We start from the raw sequence: 22409 nt of genomic DNA on the forward strand, positions 1-22409 counted from the left end.
GCTCGATCACGTCTTATAATCGCGGACACCTGCCGATACTGACTAGCGAGATAGGCACTTTATGAAAACTCCTGCAATTCCCTTTGATGAGGAAAAACGCCTGGCGTCGTTGCGCGAATCCGGGTTGCTTGATACAGGAACTAATGAACGTTTTGACCGCCTGACAAGGCTGGCAAAGCGGTTGTTCAATGTTCCTATCGCGCTGGTGACCCTGGTGGGTGAAAAGACTCTGCATTTTAAAACCAGTGACGGCACCGCCCACGAAAGCCTGCCGCGCCATCTCTCCTTTTGTGGACACACCATCCTCAGCACAACGCCGCTTATCGTCAACGATGCCGGTAGCGACGAACGTTTTTGTGATAACCCACTGGTAACCGGCGAATCCCATCTGCGCTTTTATGCAGGCTATCCGCTGCGTCTGCCCGATGGGGCGCTGGTCGGCTCATTTTGCCTGCTCGACCGCAGCCCGCGCGATTTCTCATCCGCCGAGGTGGATATTCTGAAAGATTTTGCGCTGATCGTGGAAAATGAGTTTGCGGTGATGAGCGCCGCGACCACCGATGAACTCACCGGGCTGTTTAACCGCCGTGCGTTTGATAACCTGGTGAAATTTGCGATAAACAGCGCCCGTCGTCGCGCTGAACCGCTAGCGCTGGCGTGGGTGGATCTCGACGGTTTCAAACAGATCAACGACACCTGGGGGCACAGCGAGGGCGATGAGGCCCTGCGCTCAATGGCAAAAGTGATGCGCGCAAGCTTCCGGGAAGCGGATCTGTTAGTGCGCTATGGTGGGGATGAGTTCGCAGTCCTTTTTTCCGACACCCATGAACAGGGGGCGTGGATTGCCCTGGAGTATCTGGTGGAGCAGACTCAGGCCTGGAACTTGTCCTCTGGCAAACCCTGGAAGCTTGCCTTTTCCTGGGGGGTAAGTGAGTTCGATCATAACGGTAACGGCGATATAAAAGCCTGGCTGGAAGATGCGGATGCCAAAATGTACGCCATGAAGACGAAAAACCATCGCGAACGCTAGTGACATAATAAAAACCTATGGCACGGGATGTTGTGTTAACAATATGTAAAATGCATAGTGGTTATTTTTAAGGAACAAAAATGACCACCACCTCTTTAGTTCGCCTCCTTGATGCCAGCGAAATCCGTGCCCGTATCGATGAACTCTGTGACGTATTAGAAAACTGCGTGCAGGGCGGGGCGTCCGTCAGTTTTATGTTGCCTTTTGGGCGGGAAAAATCTCGCGCCTTCTGGCAGGGTGTGGCTGACAGCGCAGGGCGTAATGAACGCGTCGTACTGGTAGATGAAAATAGTGAAGGCCTTATAAACGGCACCGTTCAGCTTATTGTCAACCAGCCCGAAAACCAGCCGCATCGTGCCGATGTCGCCAAACTCCTGGTGCATGAACGTGCCCGACGTCAGGGTATCGCCGGTAAGTTAATGGCACACCTTGAAATCGTTGCCCGTGAGCAGGGAAAAACGGTACTGGTACTGGACACCAGTACCGGGAGCGGGGCGGAATCTTTCTATACCCGGTGCGGCTGGCAAAAGGTCGGTGAGATCCCGCGCTATGCCCTAATGCCAGATGGGGCGATGACCGCGACGAGCGTCTTTTATAAGTTTTTGTGACGGGTGTTGTATTTTTGTGATTGCCGTTGGAAATGTTGTCTCGCTTTGATCAAAACAGGGGTTCATGGTCGAAAAGTTTGATAAGTTATTAGACCAATCTTCCTAGGTTGTATGACTAATCAAAAAAGGAACCCATTGTGAACACAGTTAACCGTCGCGATTTCCCCGGCGCTTCTTACCCAGAGCGTGTGATTCAGTTTGGCGAAGGCAACTTTCTGCGTGCCTTCGTCGACTGGCAGATCGATTTATTGAACGAGCACACTGACCTCAATGCCGGGGTGGTGATTGTTCGTCCAATCGACAGCGACTTCCCGCCTTCTCTGAGCACCCAGGACGGCTTGTATACCACTATCATTCGTGGCCTGAATGAGCAGGGCGAAGCGGTTAGCGACTCACGCCTGATCCGTTCCGTGAATCGTGAAATCAGTGTTTACGGGCAGTACGATGAGTTCCTGAAACTTGCGCATAACCCGGAGATGCGTTTCGTTTTCTCCAACACTACCGAAGCCGGTATCAGCTATCACGCTGGCGACAAATTCGATGACGCACCTGCGGTGAGCTATCCGGCGAAACTGACCCGTCTGCTGTTCGAACGTTTTAGCCACTTTAACGGCGCGGCAGATAAAGGTTGGGTCATCATCCCGTGTGAACTGATTGACTACAACGGTGACGCGCTGCGTGAACTGGTGCTGCGCTATGCGCAGGACTGGGCGCTGGGCGATGCGTTCGTGGCATGGCTCGATTCTGCTAACACCTTCTGCTCAACGCTGGTTGACCGTATCGTAACGGGCTATCCGCGCGATGAAGTGGCAAAAATTGAAGCGGAACTGGGTTACCATGATAACTTCCTCGACACCGCAGAACACTTCTATCTGTTTGTGATCCAGGGGCCGCAGTCACTGGCCGCCGAACTACGTCTGGACAAATATCCGCTGAACGTGCTGATTGTCGACGACATCAAACCCTATAAAGAACGCAAAGTCGCTATTCTGAACGGTGCGCATACCGCACTGGTTCCGGTTGCCTTCCAGGCGGGTCTTGATACCGTAGGCGAGGCCATGAACGATACCGAAATCTGTGCCTTTGTTGAGAAAGCGATTTATGAAGAGATTATCCCGGTGCTCGACCTGCCGCGTGATGAGCTGGAATCCTTTGCCAGCGCGGTGACCGGGCGTTTCCGTAACCCGTATATCAAACATCAGTTGCTCTCTATCGCCCTGAACGGCATGACCAAATTCCGTACCCGCATTCTGCCGCAACTGCTGGCAGGGCAGAAAGCTACCGGTAAACTGCCTGCGCGCCTGACTTTTGCGCTGGCCGCGTTGATCGCTTTCTACCGTGCAGACCGCAATGGCGAAGCCTATCCGGTGCAGGATGACGCCCACTGGATCACCCGTTACCAGCAACTGTGGGGCCAACATGGTGATCATCAGATCAGCACCAGCGATCTGGTAAAAGCGGTATTGTCGGTCAGCGAACACTGGGAGCAGGACCTGACTCAAGTCAGTGGACTGGTAGAACAAGTTTCTCTTGATCTCGACGCTATCCTGCTGCAGGGCATGCGTCAGGCTGTGAAACCGCTGTGCTAATGGCATTCTGTTAAGCGTGTAACGAACCCGGCTTGCGCCGGGTTTTCTTTTTCCTGCTTTTAGTTACAACATACTATTAAAGAGGATTAAAGCACGCGCATCAGAATCGGCGGAAAAATGTGAAAAGGTCTGTCAGGACGGAAGATCTTTTCTATACTTTACTTTGCCACACCAGTGCCGATACGTTCGGCCAGGGAAATCCGTTGTTGCCGCAGCCTGGCGCAACAAGAACGAAAGAGAGGGACAAGCAATGGAAAAGCTGGAAAGAGCGGTGCCTGTTGTTATGGGTCTGGTCGTCAGTATTTCGCTTATTGCCACGGCATGGGATATCTCATTCGTCAGTACTTTGCCCTGAGTAGTTGCCTGAAAGGGGACACGTTCCCCTTTCAGGCCTTAAACCATTCCCGTGTTTCTTTCGCCACTCGTTGTAATAACGCCACCGCCTCTTCGCTGCTATGAATATTGGTGTAACCCATGATTAACCCGTAGCGTTTTTCAGGGCTGTTATACCACTCTGAAAGTGGACTGACCTTTAGCTGGGCGTTTTGCCAGATTTTTGCCAGATGTACATCTTCTGTGCCATGGCGCAAAAAAGCGATAATGTGCATGCCGCCATCGTTAACCTCAACATCAAACAGATCCGGAAAAACCAGGCTTAGCGCATCGAGTGCCATCTGGCGACGTTGCTGATAAAGCGTGCGCATCTTCTTTAAATGGCGAAAGAAATGTCCTTCAGCAAGGAAGTTCGCAACGATTTTTTGTGTCAGCACCGGTTGTGCGCTTTCAGTGATTTCACCGGCCTCATGAAAGGCGTTAAGGGTGGTGCGCGGCATAACCAGATAGCTGATACGCAGGGCAGGCATCACCGTTTTACTGAATGTGCCCATATAAATGACCCGATCCTCATTATCAATACTCTTGAGGGCAGGCAGTACCTTGCGGGTGTAATGGAATTCGCCATCATAATCATCTTCTATGATCCATGCGTTGTTAGCATTGGCCCACTCCAGTAACTGGCGTTTACGCGGCAGGGAAAGGGTGACCGCCAGCGGGCTATGGTGTGAGGGAGTGATGCAGACAAAGCGGGCATCCGAATGGTATTTCAGCAGATAATCAACGTTAAGCCCCTGCTTGTCGACTGGCGCGTAATGAAGGTTTTCGACCTTCTTTCTCAGTAATTGCTGGCCAAAGATATAGCCCGGATTTTCAATAACGACTTTATCATCGCGCGCCGCCAGCGCATCGAGGATAAGCGTAAGATTATTACGATAACCTCCAGTGATATAAATCTGCTCTGCCGTGCAAGTCAGCCCACGAGAAACACTCAGATAACGGGCAATGGCCTCACGTAGCGGCGGATAGCCCATCAATGGGGGATTGGTCATCTCTTTGGGTGACATAGCGCGCACGGCTTTGCCGGACAGAAGCAGCCATTTCTTGTAAGGAAAGGCATCCAGTGCGGGAATGCCCAGACGGAAATAGCCCTCCCTGTCGCGAACATCTACCATTGATCTGAGCTGTGTGTCAGCGGTCCAGGCCTGAACGGGGCATTCTGCCTTTTTGGGGATCAGCAGGTCCGGGTTTACCCGTGTGCCTTTCGCACCCTGGCTGACCAGATAGCCTTCGCCTACCAGGATGGCATACGCCGTTTCCACGGTTTTTCGCGCCACCTCCAGTTCGTCAGCCAGCACACGCACCGAAGGGACTTTGTCTCCGGGTCTTAACAACCCGCTGAGAATGTTGTGCCGATAGCGTTCGTAAATGTCACGATAGCCTAACCTCATGTCCTACCTCATTTGTCTGTTTTTGTACCTTTTTAGTACGTCATAAATCTCTAAGATAGCGGCTGTCAAATCAATTCATGAGGAAAATGACAATGACCACTCGTGCTAACCACTTTCAGACCGTACCTGTACTTATCAACACGCTGGTTGAAGCCAGTATGGCATCACATAAAAGTTCACTGGATGGAGCAATCAAAAACCTGGTGGATATTCGCGCTTCTCAACTTAACGGCTGCGCGTTTTGTTTGGATATGCATGTGAAGCAGGGCAAACTGCGCGGCGAACGCGAACTGCGTCTTTACCATGTGGCTATCTGGCGGGAATCACCCTTGTTTAGCGCCAAAGAAAAAGCGGCGCTGGCGTTAACCGAAGCCTTAACACATCTCGGTCCGCAAGGGGTGACGGATGAGGTTTATCGCCACGCGCGGGATCATTTTAGCGAGGTAGAAATTTCCGAACTGGCGTTTGCCATTGCCACCATCAACGCCTGGAACCGCCTGCAGATTCTCGCGCAAATAGCACCCGGCTCGCAGGATGCGGCCTATGGTCTGGATCGCGCCGGGTTACAGTGAGTGCTGCCTGTACTCGCGGATAAAGGCGATAAACGCCTGCAAACCGGCAGGGATATGACGATGACCGGGGTAATACAAACACAGCCCTTTAAAGGGCTGTGTCCACTCATTGAGCACACTGACCAGCCGGCCTGAACGTAAATCATCTGCAATATACAATTCCGGTAAAAAACCGATGCCGAGCCCGGCGCGTACCGCGGCAATGGATGTAAACAGGTCGGTGGTGGCAAGTCTCGGCGGCACGGCAATGGCAAATTGTTCGCCGTGACGCGCAAACTCCCAGCGATAAATACCCCCGTGCGACATTCGCATGCAGATACCTTGCTGCCGGGTGAGGGCTTCCGGGGTGAGCGGCGTGCCGTGTTCAGCAAACCATTGTGGCGTGGCGACCACCCGCATATGAATATCCGGCGTCAGCGGCACGGCAATCATATCCTGTGGAACCGCTTCCGCCAGACGAACCCCGGCGTCGTACCCCTCGGCGACAATATCGATCATGCGGGCATCACTGGCGGTTTCCATGCGCATTTGCGGATAGCGCGCCAGAAAAGCAATCACCAGTTCATCGAAAAATAGCTGCCCGATAGCCTGCGGTACATTAATGCGTAAGGTACCGGAAGGCTCATCAGGCTGGCTGTGAATTTCGTCCGCGGCCTGCTGGATCTCTTGCAATGCCGGACCGATGCGGGCGACAAAACGCTGTCCGGCTTCGGTGAGCGCGACACTGCGAGTCGTGCGGTTAAAAAGTCTGGCGTCAAGACGCGTTTCCAGCCCGGCGATGGCATTACTGACCGCCGTTGCCGACATCCCCAGCTCCTGGGCTGCGGCACGAAAGCTTCCCCGACGCAGCACCGCCATCACCACTTCCAGTTCAATCAAACCTGAACGATGCATAGATTATCCTGATAATCGAAACAACCCTTGCAGGATAACCCGGATTATCGGCGCGATAAAGCTGTGCCAGACTGGCTGCATTAACCGTGGAGGACACTATGCGACAGCTTGAACATCTCTGGATCAATGGCGAATTTACCCGGCCCCAGGGCGAGGACTATTTCGAACTATATAACCCTTCTACCGCCGAGGTAACAGGGCGGATACGTATGGCAAATGCCGATGACGCCGCGCGGGCAATTGCATCGGCAAAAGCGGCCTTTGTTCACTGGTCGCACACAAGTGTTGAAGAGCGGCTGGCAGTTTTACAGCGAATGCGTGATGCCATGGCCGCCTGTCAGGATGAACTGCTGCATGCCATTATCGAGGAGTACGGTGCCCCGGCGTCACGTTCCGCGTGGATGGCCAGTTATCCGGTGGCGGTGATTGATCAGGTCATACATGATTTACGGCAATTTGAATTTTCCACTGCGGTTGGCAAAGCCCAGGTGAAGATGACACCGCTCGGGGTGGCCGGGCTTATTACACCGTGGAACAGTAACGCCGGGTTTATCTGCGGCAAACTCGCCGCGGCGCTGGCGGCTGGTTGTACGGCGGTGATCAAACCAAGCGAGATGAGCGGGTTACAAACCCATGTGGTGATGAAAGCGCTGCATACGGCCGCGCTACCACCGGGTGTTTGCAATATCGTTACCGGCTTTGGCGCGGTGGTGGGTGAGGCCATAAGCCGTCATCCGGACGTTGCCAAAATTTCGTTTACCGGCTCGACGCAGACCGGTAAGGCGATTTTGCGTAATGCCGCCGAAAGTTTTAAACGTGTGACACTGGAGCTTGGCGGTAAATCTCCAACCTTGATTCTGGACGATGCCGATCTGGCGACAGCGGTACCGCTTGCCATCCAGGCCGGTTTTATGAACAGCGGTCAGGCGTGTATCGCCGGTACGCGAATTCTGGTGCCACAATCGCGCAAAGCCGAGTGTGAAGAGGCGCTGCGCAAAGCGGTTGCGGCGGTGAAATCCGGTGACCCGCTCGACCCGCAAACGGACATTGGCCCGATGGTCAGCGAAAAACAGTGGCAGCGGGTACAGGGATATATTCACCTTGGCCTGCAAGAGGGCGCACGTCTGCTGACTGGCGGAGAAGGGCGTCCGGAAAACAGCGGGAAGGGGTGGTTTGTGAAACCGACACTTTTTACCGATGTGGACAACAGTATGCGCATCGCCCGTGAGGAGATTTTTGGCCCGGTATTGTCGATTATTCCCTATCGAGACGATGACGACGCCGTAGCAATCGCTAACGACACGGATTACGGTCTTAGCGCGTTGGTTTTGGGCGCAGATGTGCAGCGCGCACAGCGTATCGCCGGGCGTATCATCTCCGGTCGGGTGCAAATCAATACCCTGGCACACGAAGCCGGGGCACCGTTTGGCGGTTTTAAACACTCAGGGATCGGTCGCGAAATGGGGCGCTGGGGGATAGCGGCGTTTATGGAGCCGAAGGCGGTGGTCAGGTAGCCCAGTAAAAAATGGTTTTTCGCAAGACCGATTTATGAACTGAAAACAAAAAGGATCAGCCATGGATCCTTTTTGCCAGGATCACCAGCGACCGTAGGGGTAGGTTTTATCTTTGATGAAATCTTTTACGTACTGGTCATATCCATCAGGAATACTGTAATTAAAATCAATCAGTGTCGGCACCTCTTTACATGCATCAAGACCTTCCCCGGACAGGGTGGTGAGTCTTCGTGGCTGAACAGGAAGGTTATCGCCCGCTGCACTACTTCGCAGCCATATCCGGACTTTCCCTTCCGGTGCCAGACCAATCAGCAGGGTTTTGTACCAGGCCGTGTTGCCTAACCGATCTTTCCCGCTTGGCGTCATCATGGTGTCGTAGATGGAGCGGTGAAACACAATCCGTGTCTCGTACGTTTTTTTGTCGATCACTGAGTCCCAGCAGAACAACATCATGGCCGGTGGATGGCGCGCTTTGTTGAAGCGAATACTCCTGCTGCCCGTTCGGTTATTCCAGGTACCGACAACAGCAGGATCGGACTCGGTGTAGTCGAGTGTACTGAACGTGTAAACGACATCTTCGCTGTCAATAATTAACGCACGTGTGGCAAAAGCGGGTAGGGCATGGGGGGTAAAAAAGTCGAACTGCCATTTGCCGTAAGGCATTTCGCCGGTGTCTTCCGGGGTCTGCGGCGAATGTGCCTGACAGCCGTTTAAAGTCATCAGCAGTATCAGGGCTGCGGGGGTTTTGCGTGTCATAGATTTCTCCGTCCATGGAACAGTCCGTTATTTCAGCCAGGATCACCAGCGACCGTAGGGGTAGGTTTTATCCTTGATAAACTCGCGGGTTGTTTTGGTGTAACCATAACCCTGAGAATGGTTAGTTATTCCTTTGCAGGCATCCAGTTTATCCCCGGACAGGGTGGTGAGCCTTCGTGGCTGAACGGGAAGGTTATCTCCCGCTGCGCTGTTCTGCAGCCATATCCGGACTTTCCCTTCCGGTGCCAGACCAATCAACAGGGTTTTGTACCAGGCCGTGTTGCCTAAGCGATCTTTCCCGGTTGGTGTCATCATGGTGTCGTGGATGGATTTATCAAACACAATCCGTGTCTCGTACGTTTTTTTGTCGATCACCGAGTCCCAGCAGAACAACATCATGGCCGGAGGATGGCGCGCTTTGTTGAAATGTGCATGCATCCTGACCCGGTTATTCCAGGTTCCTATGGTCCCGGGATAGCCGGGTACTCTATCAAGCGTGCCGAAGGTATAAACGACATCTTCACTGTCGATAATCAACGCACGTGTGACATCTGCGGGCAAGGCGTGAGGGGTAAAAAAGGCGAACTGCCATTTGCCGTAAGGCATTTCGCCGGTGTCTTCCGGGGTCTGCGGCGCATGTGCCTGACAGCCGCTTAAGGCCATCAGCAGTATCAGGGCTGCGGGGGTTTTACGTGTCATAGATTTCTCCGTCCATGGAACAGTTCGTTATTTCAGCCAGGATCACCAGCGACCGTAGGGGTAGGTCTTATCCTTGATAAACTCGCGGGTTGTTTTGGTGTAACCATAACCCTGAGAATGGTTAGTTATTCCTTTGCAGGCATCCAGTTTATCCCCGGACAGGGTGGTGAGCCTTCGTGGCTCAACGGGAAGGTTATCTCCCGCTGCGCTGTTCTGCAGCCATATCCGGACTTTCCCTTCCGGTGCCAGCCCAATCAGCAGGGTTTTGTACCAGGCCGTGTTGCCTAAGCGATCTTTCCCGGTTGGCGTCATCATGGTGTCGTAAATGGATTTATCAAACACAATCCGCGTCTCGTACGTTTTTTTGTCGATAACCGAGTCCCAGCAGAACAACATCATGGCCGGCGGATGGCGCGCTTTGTTGAAATGTGCACGCATCCGGACCCGGTTATTCCATGTCCCTATAGTGTCAGGATCCCCGGGCTGGCTGTCCAGTGTGCTAAATGTATAAACGATATCTTCGCTGTCAATAATCAACGCACGTGTGACATCTGCGGGTAAAGCGTGAGGGGTAAAAAAGGCGAATTGCCACTTACCGTATGGCATTTCGCCGGTGTCTTCCGGCGTCTGCGGCGAATGTGCCTGACAGCCGTTTAAAGTCATCAGCAGTATCAGGGCTGCGGGGGTTTTGCGTGTCATAGATTTCTCCATCCATGGAACAGTCCTTTATTTCAGCCAGGATCACCAGCGACCGTAGGGGTAGGTTTTATCCTTGATAAACTCGCGGGTTGTTTTGGTGTAACCATAACCCTGAGAATGGTTAGTTATTCCTTTGCAGGCATCCAGTTTATCCCCGGACAGGGTGGTGAGCCTTCGTGGCTCAACGGGAAGGTTATCGCCTGCTGCACTACTTCGTAGCCATATCCGGACTTTCCCTTCCGGTGCCAGACCAATCAGCAGGGTCTTGTACCAGGCTGTGTTGCCTAGACGATCTTTCCCGGTTGGCGTCATCATGGTGTCATGGATGGAGCGGTGAAACACAATCCGCGTCTCGTACGTTTTTTTATCAATCACCGAGTCCCAGCAGAACAACATCATGGCTGGAGGATGGCGCGCTTTGTTGAAGCGAATACTCCTGCTGCCCGTTCGGTTATTCCAGGTCCCGACAACAGCAGGATCGGACTCGGTGTAGTCGAGCGTACTGAATGTATAAACGACATCTTCGCTGTCAATAATCAACGCACGTGTGACATCAGCGGGTAGGGCATGGGGGGTAAAAAAGTCGAACTGCCATTTGCCGTATGGCATTTCGCCGGTGTCTTCCGGCGTCTGCGGCGAATGTGCCTGACAGCCGTTTAAAGTCATCAGCAGTATCAGGGCTGCGGGGGTTTTACGTGTCATAGATTTCTCCATCCATGGAACAGTCCGTTATTTCAGCCAGGATCACCAGCGACCGTAGGGGTAGGTTTTATCCTTGATGAAATCTTTTACGTACTGGTCATATCCATCAGGAATACTGTAATTAAAATCAATTAGTGTCGGCACCTGTTTACAGGCATCAAGACCTTCCCCGGACAGGGTGGTGAGCCTTCGTGGCTCAACGGGAAGGTTATCTCCCTCTGCGCTGTTCTGCAGCCATATCCGGACTTTCCCTTCCGGTGCCAGACCAATCAGCAGGGTCTTGTACCAGGCCGTGTTGCCTAAGCGATCTTTCCCGGTTGGCGTCATCATGGTGTCGTGGATGGAGCGGTGAAACACAATCCGCGTCTCGTACGTTTTTTTATCAATCACCGAGTCCCAGCAGAACAACATCATGGCCGGAGGATGGCGCGCTTTGTTGAAATGTGCATGCATCCTGACCCGGTTATTCCAGGTTCCTATGGTCCCGGGATAGCCGGGTACTCTATCAAGCGTGCCGAAGGTATAAACGACATCTTCACTGTCAATAATCAACACACGTGAGACTAAAGCGGGTAAGGCGTGAGGAGTAAAAAAGGCGAACTGCCACTTGCCGTAAGGCATTTCGCCGGTTTCTTCCGGCGTCTGCGGTGCACGTGCCTGGCAGCCGTTTAAAGCCATCAACAAAATCAGGGCTGCGGGGATTTTTGACATCATGCCTTTTTCCCGTCCATGTTATAAATCGTTCGAATCCAATTTTCATCTGGCCGGTTAACAAAACCAATCAGCTCGGCAGGGGAAGCGCCACCACGAATAACGCCGCTCGAATCAGTGAGAATGGCATTCCAGTGCGCCGAGCAGTGAATATAGTTCGTGGCGATTATATTCAATTCTTTTTCGCTAAATTTTTCCGGCGGTTGGCCGGATCGCACGGCTTTTCCTATTGCGATCGCTTTTTTACAAAGCGGAATCAGCTCAGGAGGAAGATTCAAATTATCGTTTTCTTGAATATCCTCAAATAACACCCCCGCATCCTGCGCTGCATCGAGCATCACTCGTAGCACTACTTTCGACCAGTCGTTTTTGACATTTCGGTGTCGCAACGTTAATGCAGCATAGCTGCGTTTTTGTGGTTCACCATAGCGATCAGACGGCATACGGTCATCAAACCAGGTCTCTGCAGAAATTTCACTGGTACGCATGATCGGGGCAATGCAGGGGTAATTATCGAGGATTGCCATTTGTTTTAGGGTTTGATAGTAACCTCTGGTCTCTTCTCCGGGTTGCCGGAGCGGCACGGTATCCGTTTGCGGGCGCGTCAAAAAAAGATTTTCCTCCAGTAATGGCAGGTACCCTCCGCCAATGTCCGAGTGTACGCCTGGCAATGCCAGCTCCGGCCATGCGGGTTTTACGCTATTTAGCGCGAAATTGAATCGGCATTCATGTGCCGCCGTGATGTGAAAGACTTTTTCTGCCACGCCGGGACGAAGCGCAATATTTACTGCTCCTGTGTCGGCATTATGGGGATTGAACCCATTTGTCGGAGTGCCAATTGCAGCCACAGTGTCAAAAATGCCAATAAAACGGGTCTTTCCGGCGGGCAGCCCCGTAAAGGACATACCTCGCATGCCATCCTGGATAGCGCTAATGATGGCCGGGTCTCGTGCATATACCCGGTTGGCAAAATGTCTGGCTGCTGCTGCGCCACGGCTAAAACCAAAGATATCGAACTGGAGGGACTGAATGATGAGTTTTTGGTTTGGTAGTTTACTGACAATTTCCTCAATGATTTCCGCAAGTAATCCGCTGATCTTACTAATAGCGTTTTCTGCTTTAGCTAAAACGCCAGTATCAGAACAGCCCAGTGCTTGCGCAAGCATACTATCTGGTTCTCCGGCTTTGGTTCCAATACCGTCGATATATAGTTCTTTTTGAAAGTTAGTATCATTGACAGATCCCATTGTTTTATACAACGTCGCCAACCAGTGCACGTTGGTGTAATACCCCAAATAACTGGTCGCGCCGATACCTGAAACACCGAATTTATCTCGTGCACATTTACCCAGAAGCGTTTCGGCTTCCCTGCCTGAAATGTGGTAGTGTTCGGCTGTACATGCTTTCATCATGTTTGCGGCATTGACGGCGTTATTGCCTGTACCATCAAAGAAAATGCCAATCGTAAGCGTCACTTCGCGCTTTTCTTCCTGTTTTTCCTGTTCAGGAGCAGGTGCGGCCAAATTTGGCTTATGGGCAGATTGCGCGTGCTGTGTTGGCTCTCGGCCACCTCCGCCTGTTTCATATGTATCGTTGAGCTGAGATGCGATAAATCGAGAACGGCATGGGCAGCTACTCATGCTGTGCAGCGTCCCTGCCATCATTTTGTCGTGAAGAAATGTCTGGGGAACACCCCCTATTATTTTATAAACGCCAGAATATCTGCCGCAGGTTACGCTATCGAACTCTCGTGCCTGCGGTATTCCCATGATGGTATGATCATCTGCCCCCTCAATAATGACGCCGCCACAGGTGGTTTTGTCGCCTCTGACTAAAAAATATCCTATTGCCATCATTATCCTCCCTGATGTTTGATTCCGATCCTTCGGCAACGCCTGTCAGTAGATTTTCAAATCTGGAAACGTTTCAAAGACGTTGTGCGTATGGTAACCAGCTCTTTGTACTAAACCTAAATTCCAGCCGTATTCCAGGATGATGCTAAGGGTTTTTCTGGGTTGTAGTATCAGGAATGTCAGAAGAGAGTTGCGAAGGAATGAAGAAGGGTGACGGTGATTGAGAGACGCCGGTTTCCCGGCGTCACGTTTTCTTAGCGTGGATCTTGCATTTTTAACTGGAAGAAACGCACGGAGTTACGCAATTGTTCGCTTTGCTCAGACATGGAGTGAGCAGCGACAGCGGCCTGTTCCACCAGCGTGGCGTTCTGCTGGGTAACCTGATCCATCTGGTCGATGGCGACGCTGATTTCACGAATCCCCTGATGCTGCTCGGTCGAGGCAGCGGAAATCTCCGCGACAATATCGGTCACTTTATTAACAGAGGTGACGATCTGCTCCATCGCCCGGCTGGCGGTGTCTGCATAACGAGAGCCGTCGGTAATTTTATGGACGGTCCCTTCGATAAGTTGCTTAATTTCTTTCGCGGCGTTGGCACTTTTTTGCGCCAGAGTACGCACTTCACCGGCGACCACGGCAAAACCTTTACCCTGTTCACCGGCGCGGGCGGCTTCAACGGCGGCGTTGAGCGCCAGGATGTTGGTCTGGAAAGCAATCCCTTCAATCACAGAAATGATATCGACGATTTTCTGCGAGCTGTCGGAGATTTCATGCATCCGCTTGAGCATATCGTCCACTTCTTTTCCGCCTTTTACGGCGGTCTGTGACGTTTCGCGCGCCAGTTCGCTGGCCCGGCGGGCGTTGTCGGCGTTGCTTTTTACGTTTTCCGTAATCTGCTGCATGTTAGACGAAGTCTGCACCAGTGAGGCGGCCTGTTCCTCAGTGCGTTGAGACAGGTCGTTGTTGCCCTGAGAAATTTCACTGGCGGCAAGGGAGATAGCTTCGCTGCCATGAATGATGCCATCGATAATATCGGCCAGTTTGCTATTCATAAACTTGATGGTTGCCAGCAGACTCTGGGTGTCGTTGTCTTTCAGTTTGACGTCGGCTTTCAGATTACCCGAGGCAATTTCATTCATGATCTCCACGGCGTAAGCAGGCTCGCCGCCTAACTGGCGAGAGAGGCTACGGGAGATAACCAGGGCGATGAACCCGGTGGCAATCAGTGCCAGTAGCAACAACCCACAGAAAGTGTAGAGCGCTTTGTCGTAGCCGGACTGCGCAATCGCACCCGCTTCTTCACCGCTGGCCACTTCTTTGTCCACCAGGGTAGCAAGGTCTTTCATCAACTGGGTACGGTATTTAGACGACACCGCGCCGCTGATTTTGGATGCTTCCTCAAGTCTGCCCGCGCTAACAGCCTCGATAACTTTGGCGTTAACGTCGACGAAATTACGGAAGTTGTCGACAACGGTATTAAACAGTGTGCGGGTATCTTCCGGTGCGTCGGCGGAAATTTTAGCAAACTGGCGCTGGGCATTTAAAAATGTCGCCTGGTTTTGCAGCAGTTCGCCACGATGTTGCTCCCGCTCGGCAGGTGTGACGGAACCGATATACTGAATTTGCTGTAAGCGCATTTCTGATAATACGCCACGCATTTCCAGGGTATATCTGACGCCCGGCATGCGATTATCGCGGAATTTATCAATATGGGATTTACTGATGTGCAACTGATAAATGGAGACAATACCAAGTACTAACATCATCGCTATAAGAATGGAAAAGCCAGTGAGCAATTTTGCTAATACAGATGCCTGAGAAAATTTTTTCATAGTGATCATTTTTTTAATGAAAAGGTTTTACCTATATCGGTAATAAACGCGAAAATATTGATTATTTTTAATTGATCTTAATCACATATTTTTATTTTATTGCGGTGAAATCTGTGATGGTTAAAAAACAGGCTCTGGTCGAAACAGTATGGATGTTAAAAGTGTAAATAAAATGAAAATAATATGTTTATTTAAAAACTGAAATAATGTTTCACCCATAAATAATTTAGCAGTGAAAATAACCACCGAAGGAATGGTTTCAGTTATTTATTTTGCAAAACTCACCGGCAACTCATCGGCCCATTTTGTCGCTTTATTCATCATCTCGGTCACTGCTGCTTCTGGTAGCCCTATATCCTGCGCCATATCGCTGGCTTCTTCCCACATGCGTTGCTCGTAGAGCATAGCAAGGCAAACATACTGATAAAGCACGCCGTTTTGGTGCTGCAGAGCCATGATCACCTCTTGTGAAACCGCAATTTGCGCCATGAGATCTTCCAGCGGCATTTCAAGGATCACATCCAGTAACGAAAATAGCCCAACCATAAAGGCTTCGTTGGATAACGGGTAAGAGGGGGTTCGGGCCGCAGCCAGTTCGCAGAATTTGGCGCGAATCAGACTTAAATAATAGATTTCGGTAGTCTTGACGGTTTCGAATGAAGTTAAACAGGCGACCAGTACAAAGCGACGCAGTTCATTAATCCCGAGATAAAGCACAATATCTTTCAACGATTGGTTGCGTAAACCTGAAATACCCCTTTTGTTATAAAGGATATTTTGTGCGTAACGCATAATTTTGAAAGACAACGACACATCGCGTTTAAGTAGATCTTCGATGCGATTCAAATCTGGCGATTCGACGTTGACTTCGTGCATGAGCTTTAAGGCAAATGCGCGGTTGTGTAACAATTTGTTTCTTTTATGTACTACGGGTTTGCTGAAAAAATAGCCCTGAAAGAGGTGGAAACCCATTTTTTTATAGGCTTCAAACTCGTCATAACTTTCTACCTTTTCGGCAAGAAAAACCGCATGACGGAGCATCTCGCGCTTATTGCCTATATAAGCAGCAATTTCTTCACGCGTATTTTTCTGAATATCGAATTTAATAATATTAATATAGGGAATAAACGCATCCCATTCGCTACTCAGCGAAAAATCATCCAGGGCAATACGAAAACCCTGGGTTTGCATCCGTTTTACGGTTTCCAGCAAGCGATGGTCGGGGCTGGCGGTTTCGAGAATTTCAATGATGACACGGTCTTTGGGCAGGGTTTCGGCGAGGCCATCCACCAATAATTGATGCGGGAAATTAACGTAAACGGAATTGTTCTCATCTTTGCGGCCCACTGGCGCGCCAAAAAACTGTTCTTCAATCAGTTGCGTGGTTGCCTGTTCCGATGAAACATCAGGGAAACGGTTTACCATGCTATCCCTGAAAAGCAGTTCATAACCGACAGTGTTTAATTTGTTATCAAAAATTGCCTGTCTGGCCACAAAAGAAAACATTCATTACCTCACAAATCCGTACGCCTCACATCATTCTCGATAATACAAGGTACATTAACGCCGCAGGTAAATGAACACGCTTGCTTAGCAAAAACTCCCTTATGATTATTAAAAATATAGGCATAAGTACGTGATTTAACAATTTGTGAAAGGTAAAGAATTGAGGCCCTGCATGGGGGCAGGGCCAGAAGGGCTAATACGTATCGAAACAGAGCTGCCGTTCGCAACAGGCGTCGCAACTGGGCGAGCGACAAATGAGCTCTCCTTCTGTCTGTAAACAGCGCTGCCGATAGAAAAACTTCTTCCAGCGCATATTTTCACTGTTCATCTCCACCAGTTGCGGAAAGCAGTCGGTCATCAGTTCGCGCAATTCCTCACGCGAACTCAGCCCGAGATCCTGCCACAGATGGTTGAATGCCAGCGACACACTGGCAATGATCTGATGCATCGGCTCTGCTCCCGGCAACATATGGCATGCCAGCCAATCGGCCAGTTGCGTTCGTTCCTCTTTACGGCTGGCGATCAGCTCCGACATCAACGTACGCCGCAAAACCACATCCGACGGCGCGGTATTGTGCGCGCTGAGCGCCAGCCAGTGGTCGTCGGAAAGCCCCATCTGCAAGGGGTAACAACCTTCACCCTGCGCATAGAGATGTACCAGGCGATCAAGCCAGTAGTGCCGCGCGATGGGGGTCATGCCACCCCCTTGTGACAATCGGCTTGTTGCCACTGTTGACGCGCCTTTTCCCACCAGCGCGCAAGCGTCGGGAGGACCGGTTGCCACGCGTCATCAACGCAAGGCTCAATACCCTGTGCCTCCAGTTGCTGCCAGGGACCGTAGCCAATACGTGAGCAAAAAACGGCTTTTACATCCGCCAGCAGCGCCATGATCGCCGCCATACGTGCTTCACTGTCCTGGGGTTCACATTCGTCGCTTCCCTGGCAGTATTTGGGGGTAAAACGCTCATTCACCAGAACAACACCCGCAGCGGAAAGACTGTAGATACGAAAACGATCCGCATGACCAAAATGACAGTCAATTACGTCTCCCCGCGTGGAGGCGACCGCGACCAGGCAGGCATCCGCTTCGTCTGACTCCCCCTGCGTGGCGATACTGGCGTGTAGCCTGGCGCGTTTTTGTAATGTCGGCAGCCAGGGTTGGGGCGCCGTTTCTGTCGGCGTAAACAGAAATTGCTGGCTGCGATCTTCGCCCAGCATACCTATCGCATCCGCGCGGCACTGCTGGCAGTGGGTCATTTGCGGCATCACCTCGCCACACTGCTCGCGAGCGGCGGCAAGCATCGCCGCATCCGGCTCAGGTTGACCGTTGAGGCCAAAAACGGTGCCATGCTCTGGTCGGGCAATCAGCGGCATAATGTTATGAATAAAGGCACCGTATTGCTGCAATGTCCGGCTGACATCCACCAGAGAATGATCGTTGATACCGGGTATCAGCACCGAGTTGATCTTCACGAGCACACCTTTTTCCGTCAGTCTGCGCACCCCTTCAAGCTGGCGGGCCACGAGGAGCTTTCCGGCTTCGCGACCGCTGTAGCGCTCACCGTCCAGCCACAGCCAGGCATAGATTTGCGCGGCGATATCAGGATCGAGGGTGTTGATGGTCACGGTGACGTGGTCAACGCCGACCTCCAGCAACCGGTCAACGGCATCGGGCAGCATCAGGCCGTTCGTCGACAGACACAGCTTCAAATCCGGTAGCTGTTCACGGATCAGTTCCAGTGTTTTGAAGGAGCGACCAATGTTCGCCAGCGGGTCACCGGGACCGGCGATCCCCACCACCGACAGTTGAGGAATTGCCGTCGCGACCTGGCGTACTTTCGCCACTGCCTGTTCGGGAGTAAGCAACGACGAGGAGACGCCGGGGCGGGATTCATTACTGCAATCGAATTTTCGGTTGCAGTAGTTACACTGCAAATTGCAGGCAGGGGCGACCGGCAGGTGCATGCGGGCGAAACGGTGATGACCGCTACGAGAGTAGCAGGGGTGTGATGCCACTTTGTTGGCGATAAAATCAGTTAAGGGTTCACCAGGCGCCTGGCAACCCATGCCAGTAGCGGAAGAGCAGGAAGTCATGATCGCTCCTTAATTTGCGTAGTCATGTCTTCCTGCTGCAAAACCCGTACCGCTCACATAAAATGTAATTAATTGAAAAATATGACGTTATAAAAGCGTTGTTCGTCGTTGTTTGTCGTAAATGTGGCGTTTGGCTGACAATGTGCTGAATGTCACAAAGTGAGCCGTCACATCCTGGGCATGCTGATATCCATAATTTGTATCCGATAGGCGACCTGACGGGGCGTCATACCCAGCAGACGCGCCGCTTTGGCCTGCACCCACCCGGCTTTTTCCAGCGCGGCAATCAGCCGTTGACGTTCATCCAGCGTTTGATCAAGCCAGCTATCCTCTTTTGGCGCGGCGGCGATAGCGAGTTTAGGCGTGTTTTCACGGTGGTTAAAGAGCACCACATCGCGGTCGATCAGGCCGTTTTCTGACATCACTGCCGAACGTTCCAGGCAATTTTCCAGCTCACGCACGTTACCGGGCCAGTTGTAACCCATCAGCAGACGGATGGCGCCATCACTGATGCGCAGCGTACGCCCCTGGTTATGGGCGATTTTGCGCACCAAAAAGTGCGCCAGCTCGGCAATGTCCTCCTGACGTTCACGCAGCGGGGGCAGGGAGATGGGCATTACGTTGAGGCGATAATAGAGATCCTCGCGGAAATTGCCCATCCGTACCTCTTCTTCCAGATTCCGGTTGGTGGCGGCGATGATACGCACATTGACGCGCAGGGTTTCGTCGCCACCAACGCGCTCCATTTCACCCTCCTGCAAAATACGCAGCAGTTTGGCCTGGAACGAGGCGCTGCTTTCGCCAATTTCATCAAGAAACAGTGTGCCGCCATCGGCCAGTTCAAAACGTCCTTTACGCTGGCGAACCGCGCCGGTGAACGCCCCTTTTTCATGGCCGAACAATTCGCTCTCAAGTAGCGTATCCGGTAGCGCCGCGCAGTTAAATTTCACAAAGGGCGCGGCGGCGCGAGGGGAGTTGTGATGAATAGCATTGGCGATAAGTTCTTTACCGGTGCCGCTTTCGCCGCGCACCAGTACCGTGGTATCCCAGCGCGAAACCTGGCGGATAATGTCCATTGTCTGCTGCATGGCCGGGCTTTTGCCCACCATATTCTCAAAGCCGAAGGGGCGAGGAGTGCCACAGTTGCGCTGGCGTTCGGTCTGGGCAATCGCGGCGCGCGGTGTGGCGGCGGCAGGCGGGGTCATCAGCCGGACTGTCTGTGCGACCAGATTGGCGACGGTTTCCAGAAAGCGCGTACAGGAAGGAAGCCGCTCCTCCAGACGCGCCATCGGCTGCGCGGCGAGCACGCCAATCGTCTGCGCGCCTGGCCCCATTAAGGGGACGGCGATAAACGGCAGGTTGTAATCATAGATGCCAAGCCTGTCGAGAAAGCGTTGATCGTCGGCGACACGCGGCAGCACAAGAGATTGTCCCTGGGACAGTACGGCTCCTACCAGCCCTTCGCCAGGGCGATAGCGAATTTGCGAGCTGCCGGGGATCAGATGTTGGTCTGCCTCCTGCAAGGCTTCAATACTCAGAATTTCCTGCTGGTTGTCATACAGACACAGCATGCCGTGTTGCATAAACGCGTCATTATGCAAAACACACAGCACCTCCTGCAGCGTCTGGCTTATCTCGGTTGCGCGACTCAACACCACGCTGATGCGCTGCATGGCGGTAAATTGCTGTGAGAGATCAAAACGCCAGACGGTGGTGCCCGACTCGGGTCGCTGGGTCATCGTGGGCCTCCGGTCAGTGAATGAAATAACGGGAATCGCAGGGTCAGGCAAGTACCGCCTTCAGGACGGGTAGTCAGTTCTATTGCGCCGCGATGATGGGCAACCAGGGTTTGAATCAACCGCAGCTCCATCCCTTTGCCGGGGGCGTTCAGGGCATCGGGGGAGTGGGCGTATCGCACATGGATGAGCGGCACATTATCTGTCAGCCAAATGGACAGCCAGCCATCCTCTTCACGGGCGTAAAGCTGGGTATGCAGCGTTCTGTCCGGTAGCGCGGCGGCGAGGGCCAGCGTACGGTCCAGCCACAAACTGAGACAGGCAAGGATCTGCGTGCGCTGACCAAACCCCGCCAGATGCGGAGAGGCCATTTCAACGTGCAGATTTTCACCATTGTTATAGCGGGTATGGTAAAGGGCGCGCAGGTCGTCAAACAGCGGTTGCAGAGGCCACAGCGCGCTCTCTTCCAGATCGAGAGAAGGGCGGCAGCGTTGCAGGCGGGCCAGCGCCTCTTCCCCCTCGCGCCACGCGGCATCCAGCGCCACGTTATGGTTATCTTCACCGTTGAGACGTCGCGCCGCCGCCAGCATATTGATGGGGCAGTTTAGCTGAACCAGCGCGGCATCCAACGATTCACGGATCGCGGCCAGCAGCTTCCCGGTGGTCATCTCCTGTTTGAGACGATCGAGACGGCCCTGTTCAGCCTGTTGTTGTTGCTGGGTGCAGTCGGTGATCACCACCAGGGTGCGGGGCAGCGCGGTATCAATAAAGTAGCGGCTGGCTTCTTCGCTCACCCCCGGCAAGGTCCAGCAGGTGACAGAGAGCCAGCGCACGGCACCACGCAGCACCACAGGCAGTATTTGCCCGGCATAGAGATCGCTTTTGCGCCGGGAGAAATCCAGTTCGGTGAGCAGCTCCTTGCCACCGCAGTCGGCACAGAAGGTTTTGTAGGCGAGGTTGTCCATGACCACCTGGTCCTGCTCGTTGACCACCACCACGGCGGCAGGAATGTTGTTCAGCACCGCCTCGCTCATGGTGGTGTGATTGCGCAATCGCTGTTCGAGCGCATAGCTGGCGCTGATATCACGTTGCATGGCGAGGTAGTGTTCCAGTTCGCCCTGTTTGTTGACGACCGGGGTGATATCGACCTCAGCCAGATAAAGGCTGCCATCCCGACGGCGATTGATGAGCTGACCGCGCCAGGGCATCTGTTGCAGCAGCGTTTGCCACAGTTCCTGATAAATGCTGCGCGGCGTCTGTTGGCTTGCCAGTATGCGATGGTTCTGGTTGAGCAGCTCTTCCAGGCTATAACCGGTCTGGCGACAAAAGGCCGGATTAGCGTACAGAATCCTCGCGTCCGGGTCGGTCAGCGAAATCGCGATCGGAGCCTGTTCAACCATCGTGGAAAACAGTCCGGGATGTTGAAGTGAGAGGTTGCCCGCAATGTGCTGCGGTGCGCTGGTCTCCAGCATCATATTAAAGGTCATCACACGCTCCTGGTTTCAGGCCCGGCTGTGTCGCATTTACAACATTTTGTGTTGTGAAACGCCGACATCCGCAGCCCTGATTGGGTGTGATTAACCATGCAAAGAGTGCACCTTTCGAACAGGTAACGCGCCGAAACATTGATCCTGATTCGTGTTTTGGCCCTGATTTGGCCCTCACAGGCCTTCAAAGCAGGTCTGGATAGCGGAGAGAGGACGGTGCCTGCACAAAAAAGAGTCATTTTTTCACCCATTTCAGTGCACAGAAGGCCTTAAAAAAACCTGGCACAGCCTTCGCAACAGGAGAAGGGATATCCGCCGTTTGCAGGCGGCCTTATTCTTTCTC

The 22409-nt window shown here is 52.6% G+C and carries 19 protein-coding genes; 5 read left to right on the plus strand and 14 right to left on the minus strand.

The genetic code is table 11. The features are described from left to right. The first annotated feature begins 61 nt into the window (after positions 1-61). The 3 genes from ABIB59_RS15335 (at position 62) to ABIB59_RS15345 (ending at position 3227) form a co-directional block, all read left to right on the plus strand. Positions 62-1030: a sensor domain-containing diguanylate cyclase gene (locus ABIB59_RS15335; protein ID WP_125124623.1), complete on the plus strand. Its 969-nt coding sequence runs from the start codon at positions 62-64 to the stop codon at positions 1028-1030. Positions 1031-1110: 80 nt separating this feature from the next. Beyond that, positions 1111-1638 (plus strand): GNAT family N-acetyltransferase, encoded by a 528-nt coding sequence (locus ABIB59_RS15340; RefSeq protein ID WP_039078943.1) that lies wholly within the window; start codon positions 1111-1113, stop codon positions 1636-1638. A gap of 137 nt (positions 1639-1775) precedes the next feature. After that, positions 1776-3227 (plus strand): tagaturonate reductase, encoded by a 1452-nt coding sequence (locus ABIB59_RS15345; RefSeq protein WP_039078944.1) that lies wholly within the window; start codon positions 1776-1778, stop codon positions 3225-3227. Positions 3228-3613: 386 nt separating this feature from the next. Here ABIB59_RS15345 and pdxR read toward each other — a convergent pair whose 3' ends face one another. Then, complete coding sequence (gene pdxR, locus ABIB59_RS15350) at positions 3614-5011, minus strand: MocR-like pyridoxine biosynthesis transcription factor PdxR (RefSeq protein ID WP_354036034.1); 1398 nt, start codon at positions 5009-5011, stop codon at positions 3614-3616. 92 nt (positions 5012-5103) lie between these two features. Here pdxR and ABIB59_RS15355 point away from each other — a divergent pair, with 92 nt between their 5' ends. Beyond that, complete coding sequence (locus tag ABIB59_RS15355) at positions 5104-5583, plus strand: carboxymuconolactone decarboxylase family protein (protein ID WP_354036040.1); 480 nt, start codon at positions 5104-5106, stop codon at positions 5581-5583. On the opposite strand, the gene ABIB59_RS15360 is transcribed toward ABIB59_RS15355, so the two are convergent. Further along, positions 5575-6477 (minus strand): LysR family transcriptional regulator, encoded by a 903-nt coding sequence (locus ABIB59_RS15360; RefSeq protein ID WP_039078947.1) that lies wholly within the window; start codon positions 6475-6477, stop codon positions 5575-5577. The two genes, ABIB59_RS15355 and ABIB59_RS15360, sit on opposite strands and share 9 nt — an antisense overlap. A gap of 98 nt (positions 6478-6575) precedes the next feature. Here ABIB59_RS15360 and ABIB59_RS15365 point away from each other — a divergent pair, with 98 nt between their 5' ends. Beyond that, positions 6576-7991: an aldehyde dehydrogenase family protein gene (locus ABIB59_RS15365; protein WP_354036043.1), complete on the plus strand. Its 1416-nt coding sequence runs from the start codon at positions 6576-6578 to the stop codon at positions 7989-7991. Between the two features lie 81 nt (positions 7992-8072). On the opposite strand, the gene ABIB59_RS15370 is transcribed toward ABIB59_RS15365, so the two are convergent. The 12 genes from ABIB59_RS15370 to nifL all read right to left on the minus strand — a co-directional run bounded on the left by ABIB59_RS15370 (position 8073) and on the right by nifL (position 22066). Beyond that, positions 8073-8747, minus strand: a complete 675-nt coding sequence (locus tag ABIB59_RS15370) for a DUF2931 family protein (RefSeq protein WP_110295275.1) — start codon at positions 8745-8747, stop codon at positions 8073-8075. Between the two features lie 42 nt (positions 8748-8789). Further along, on the minus strand, positions 8790-9446 hold the full coding sequence (locus tag ABIB59_RS15375; protein WP_354036045.1) for a DUF2931 family protein: 657 nt from the start codon (positions 9444-9446) through the stop codon (positions 8790-8792). A 42-nt stretch (positions 9447-9488) separates the two neighbouring features. Continuing rightward, the gene (locus ABIB59_RS15380) at positions 9489-10145 is read right to left on the minus strand and encodes a DUF2931 family protein (RefSeq protein WP_354036047.1); all 657 of its coding nucleotides are present in this window, start codon (positions 10143-10145) and stop codon (positions 9489-9491) included. A gap of 42 nt (positions 10146-10187) precedes the next feature. Further along, entirely contained in the window at positions 10188-10847 is a 660-nt protein-coding gene (locus ABIB59_RS15385) for a DUF2931 family protein (protein ID WP_125124627.1), read from the minus strand. A 42-nt stretch (positions 10848-10889) separates the two neighbouring features. Then, the gene (locus ABIB59_RS15390; protein WP_502910514.1) at positions 10890-11561 is read right to left on the minus strand and encodes a DUF2931 family protein; all 672 of its coding nucleotides are present in this window, start codon (positions 11559-11561) and stop codon (positions 10890-10892) included. Continuing rightward, a complete protein-coding gene (locus ABIB59_RS15395) occupies positions 11558-13411 on the minus strand; it encodes a type VI secretion system family protein (protein ID WP_354036354.1) in 1854 nt (617 codons plus the stop codon). The genes ABIB59_RS15390 and ABIB59_RS15395 overlap by 4 nt, the downstream gene beginning before the upstream one ends. A 254-nt stretch (positions 13412-13665) precedes the next feature. Continuing rightward, positions 13666-15243: a methyl-accepting chemotaxis protein gene (locus ABIB59_RS15400; protein WP_039078951.1), complete on the minus strand. Its 1578-nt coding sequence runs from the start codon at positions 15241-15243 to the stop codon at positions 13666-13668. A 267-nt stretch (positions 15244-15510) separates the two neighbouring features. Next, positions 15511-16590, minus strand: a complete 1080-nt coding sequence (locus ABIB59_RS15405) for an EAL and HDOD domain-containing protein (protein ID WP_354036049.1) — start codon at positions 16588-16590, stop codon at positions 15511-15513. A gap of 352 nt (positions 16591-16942) precedes the next feature. Next, positions 16943-17446 (minus strand): nitrogen fixation protein NifQ, encoded by a 504-nt coding sequence (locus tag ABIB59_RS15410; RefSeq protein WP_354036051.1) that lies wholly within the window; start codon positions 17444-17446, stop codon positions 16943-16945. Beyond that, positions 17443-18843 carry a nitrogenase cofactor biosynthesis protein NifB gene (gene nifB, locus ABIB59_RS15415; protein ID WP_354036053.1) on the minus strand — a complete coding sequence of 467 codons (1401 nt, stop codon included), beginning with the start codon at positions 18841-18843 and terminating at the stop codon, positions 17443-17445. The genes ABIB59_RS15410 and nifB overlap by 4 nt, the downstream gene beginning before the upstream one ends. A gap of 167 nt (positions 18844-19010) precedes the next feature. Then, entirely contained in the window at positions 19011-20582 is a 1572-nt protein-coding gene (nifA, locus tag ABIB59_RS15420) for a nif-specific transcriptional activator NifA (RefSeq protein WP_107222758.1), read from the minus strand. Next, a complete protein-coding gene (gene nifL, locus ABIB59_RS15425; RefSeq protein WP_110295279.1) occupies positions 20579-22066 on the minus strand; it encodes a nitrogen fixation negative regulator NifL in 1488 nt (495 codons plus the stop codon). Before nifL ends, nifA begins: the two co-directional genes overlap by 4 nt. Between the last annotated feature and the right edge of the window lie 343 nt (positions 22067-22409).

The sequence above is a fragment of the Citrobacter sp. UYEF32 genome (genome assembly GCF_040546205.1).
Taxonomy (GTDB): Bacteria; Pseudomonadota; Gammaproteobacteria; order Enterobacterales; family Enterobacteriaceae; genus Phytobacter; species Phytobacter diazotrophicus.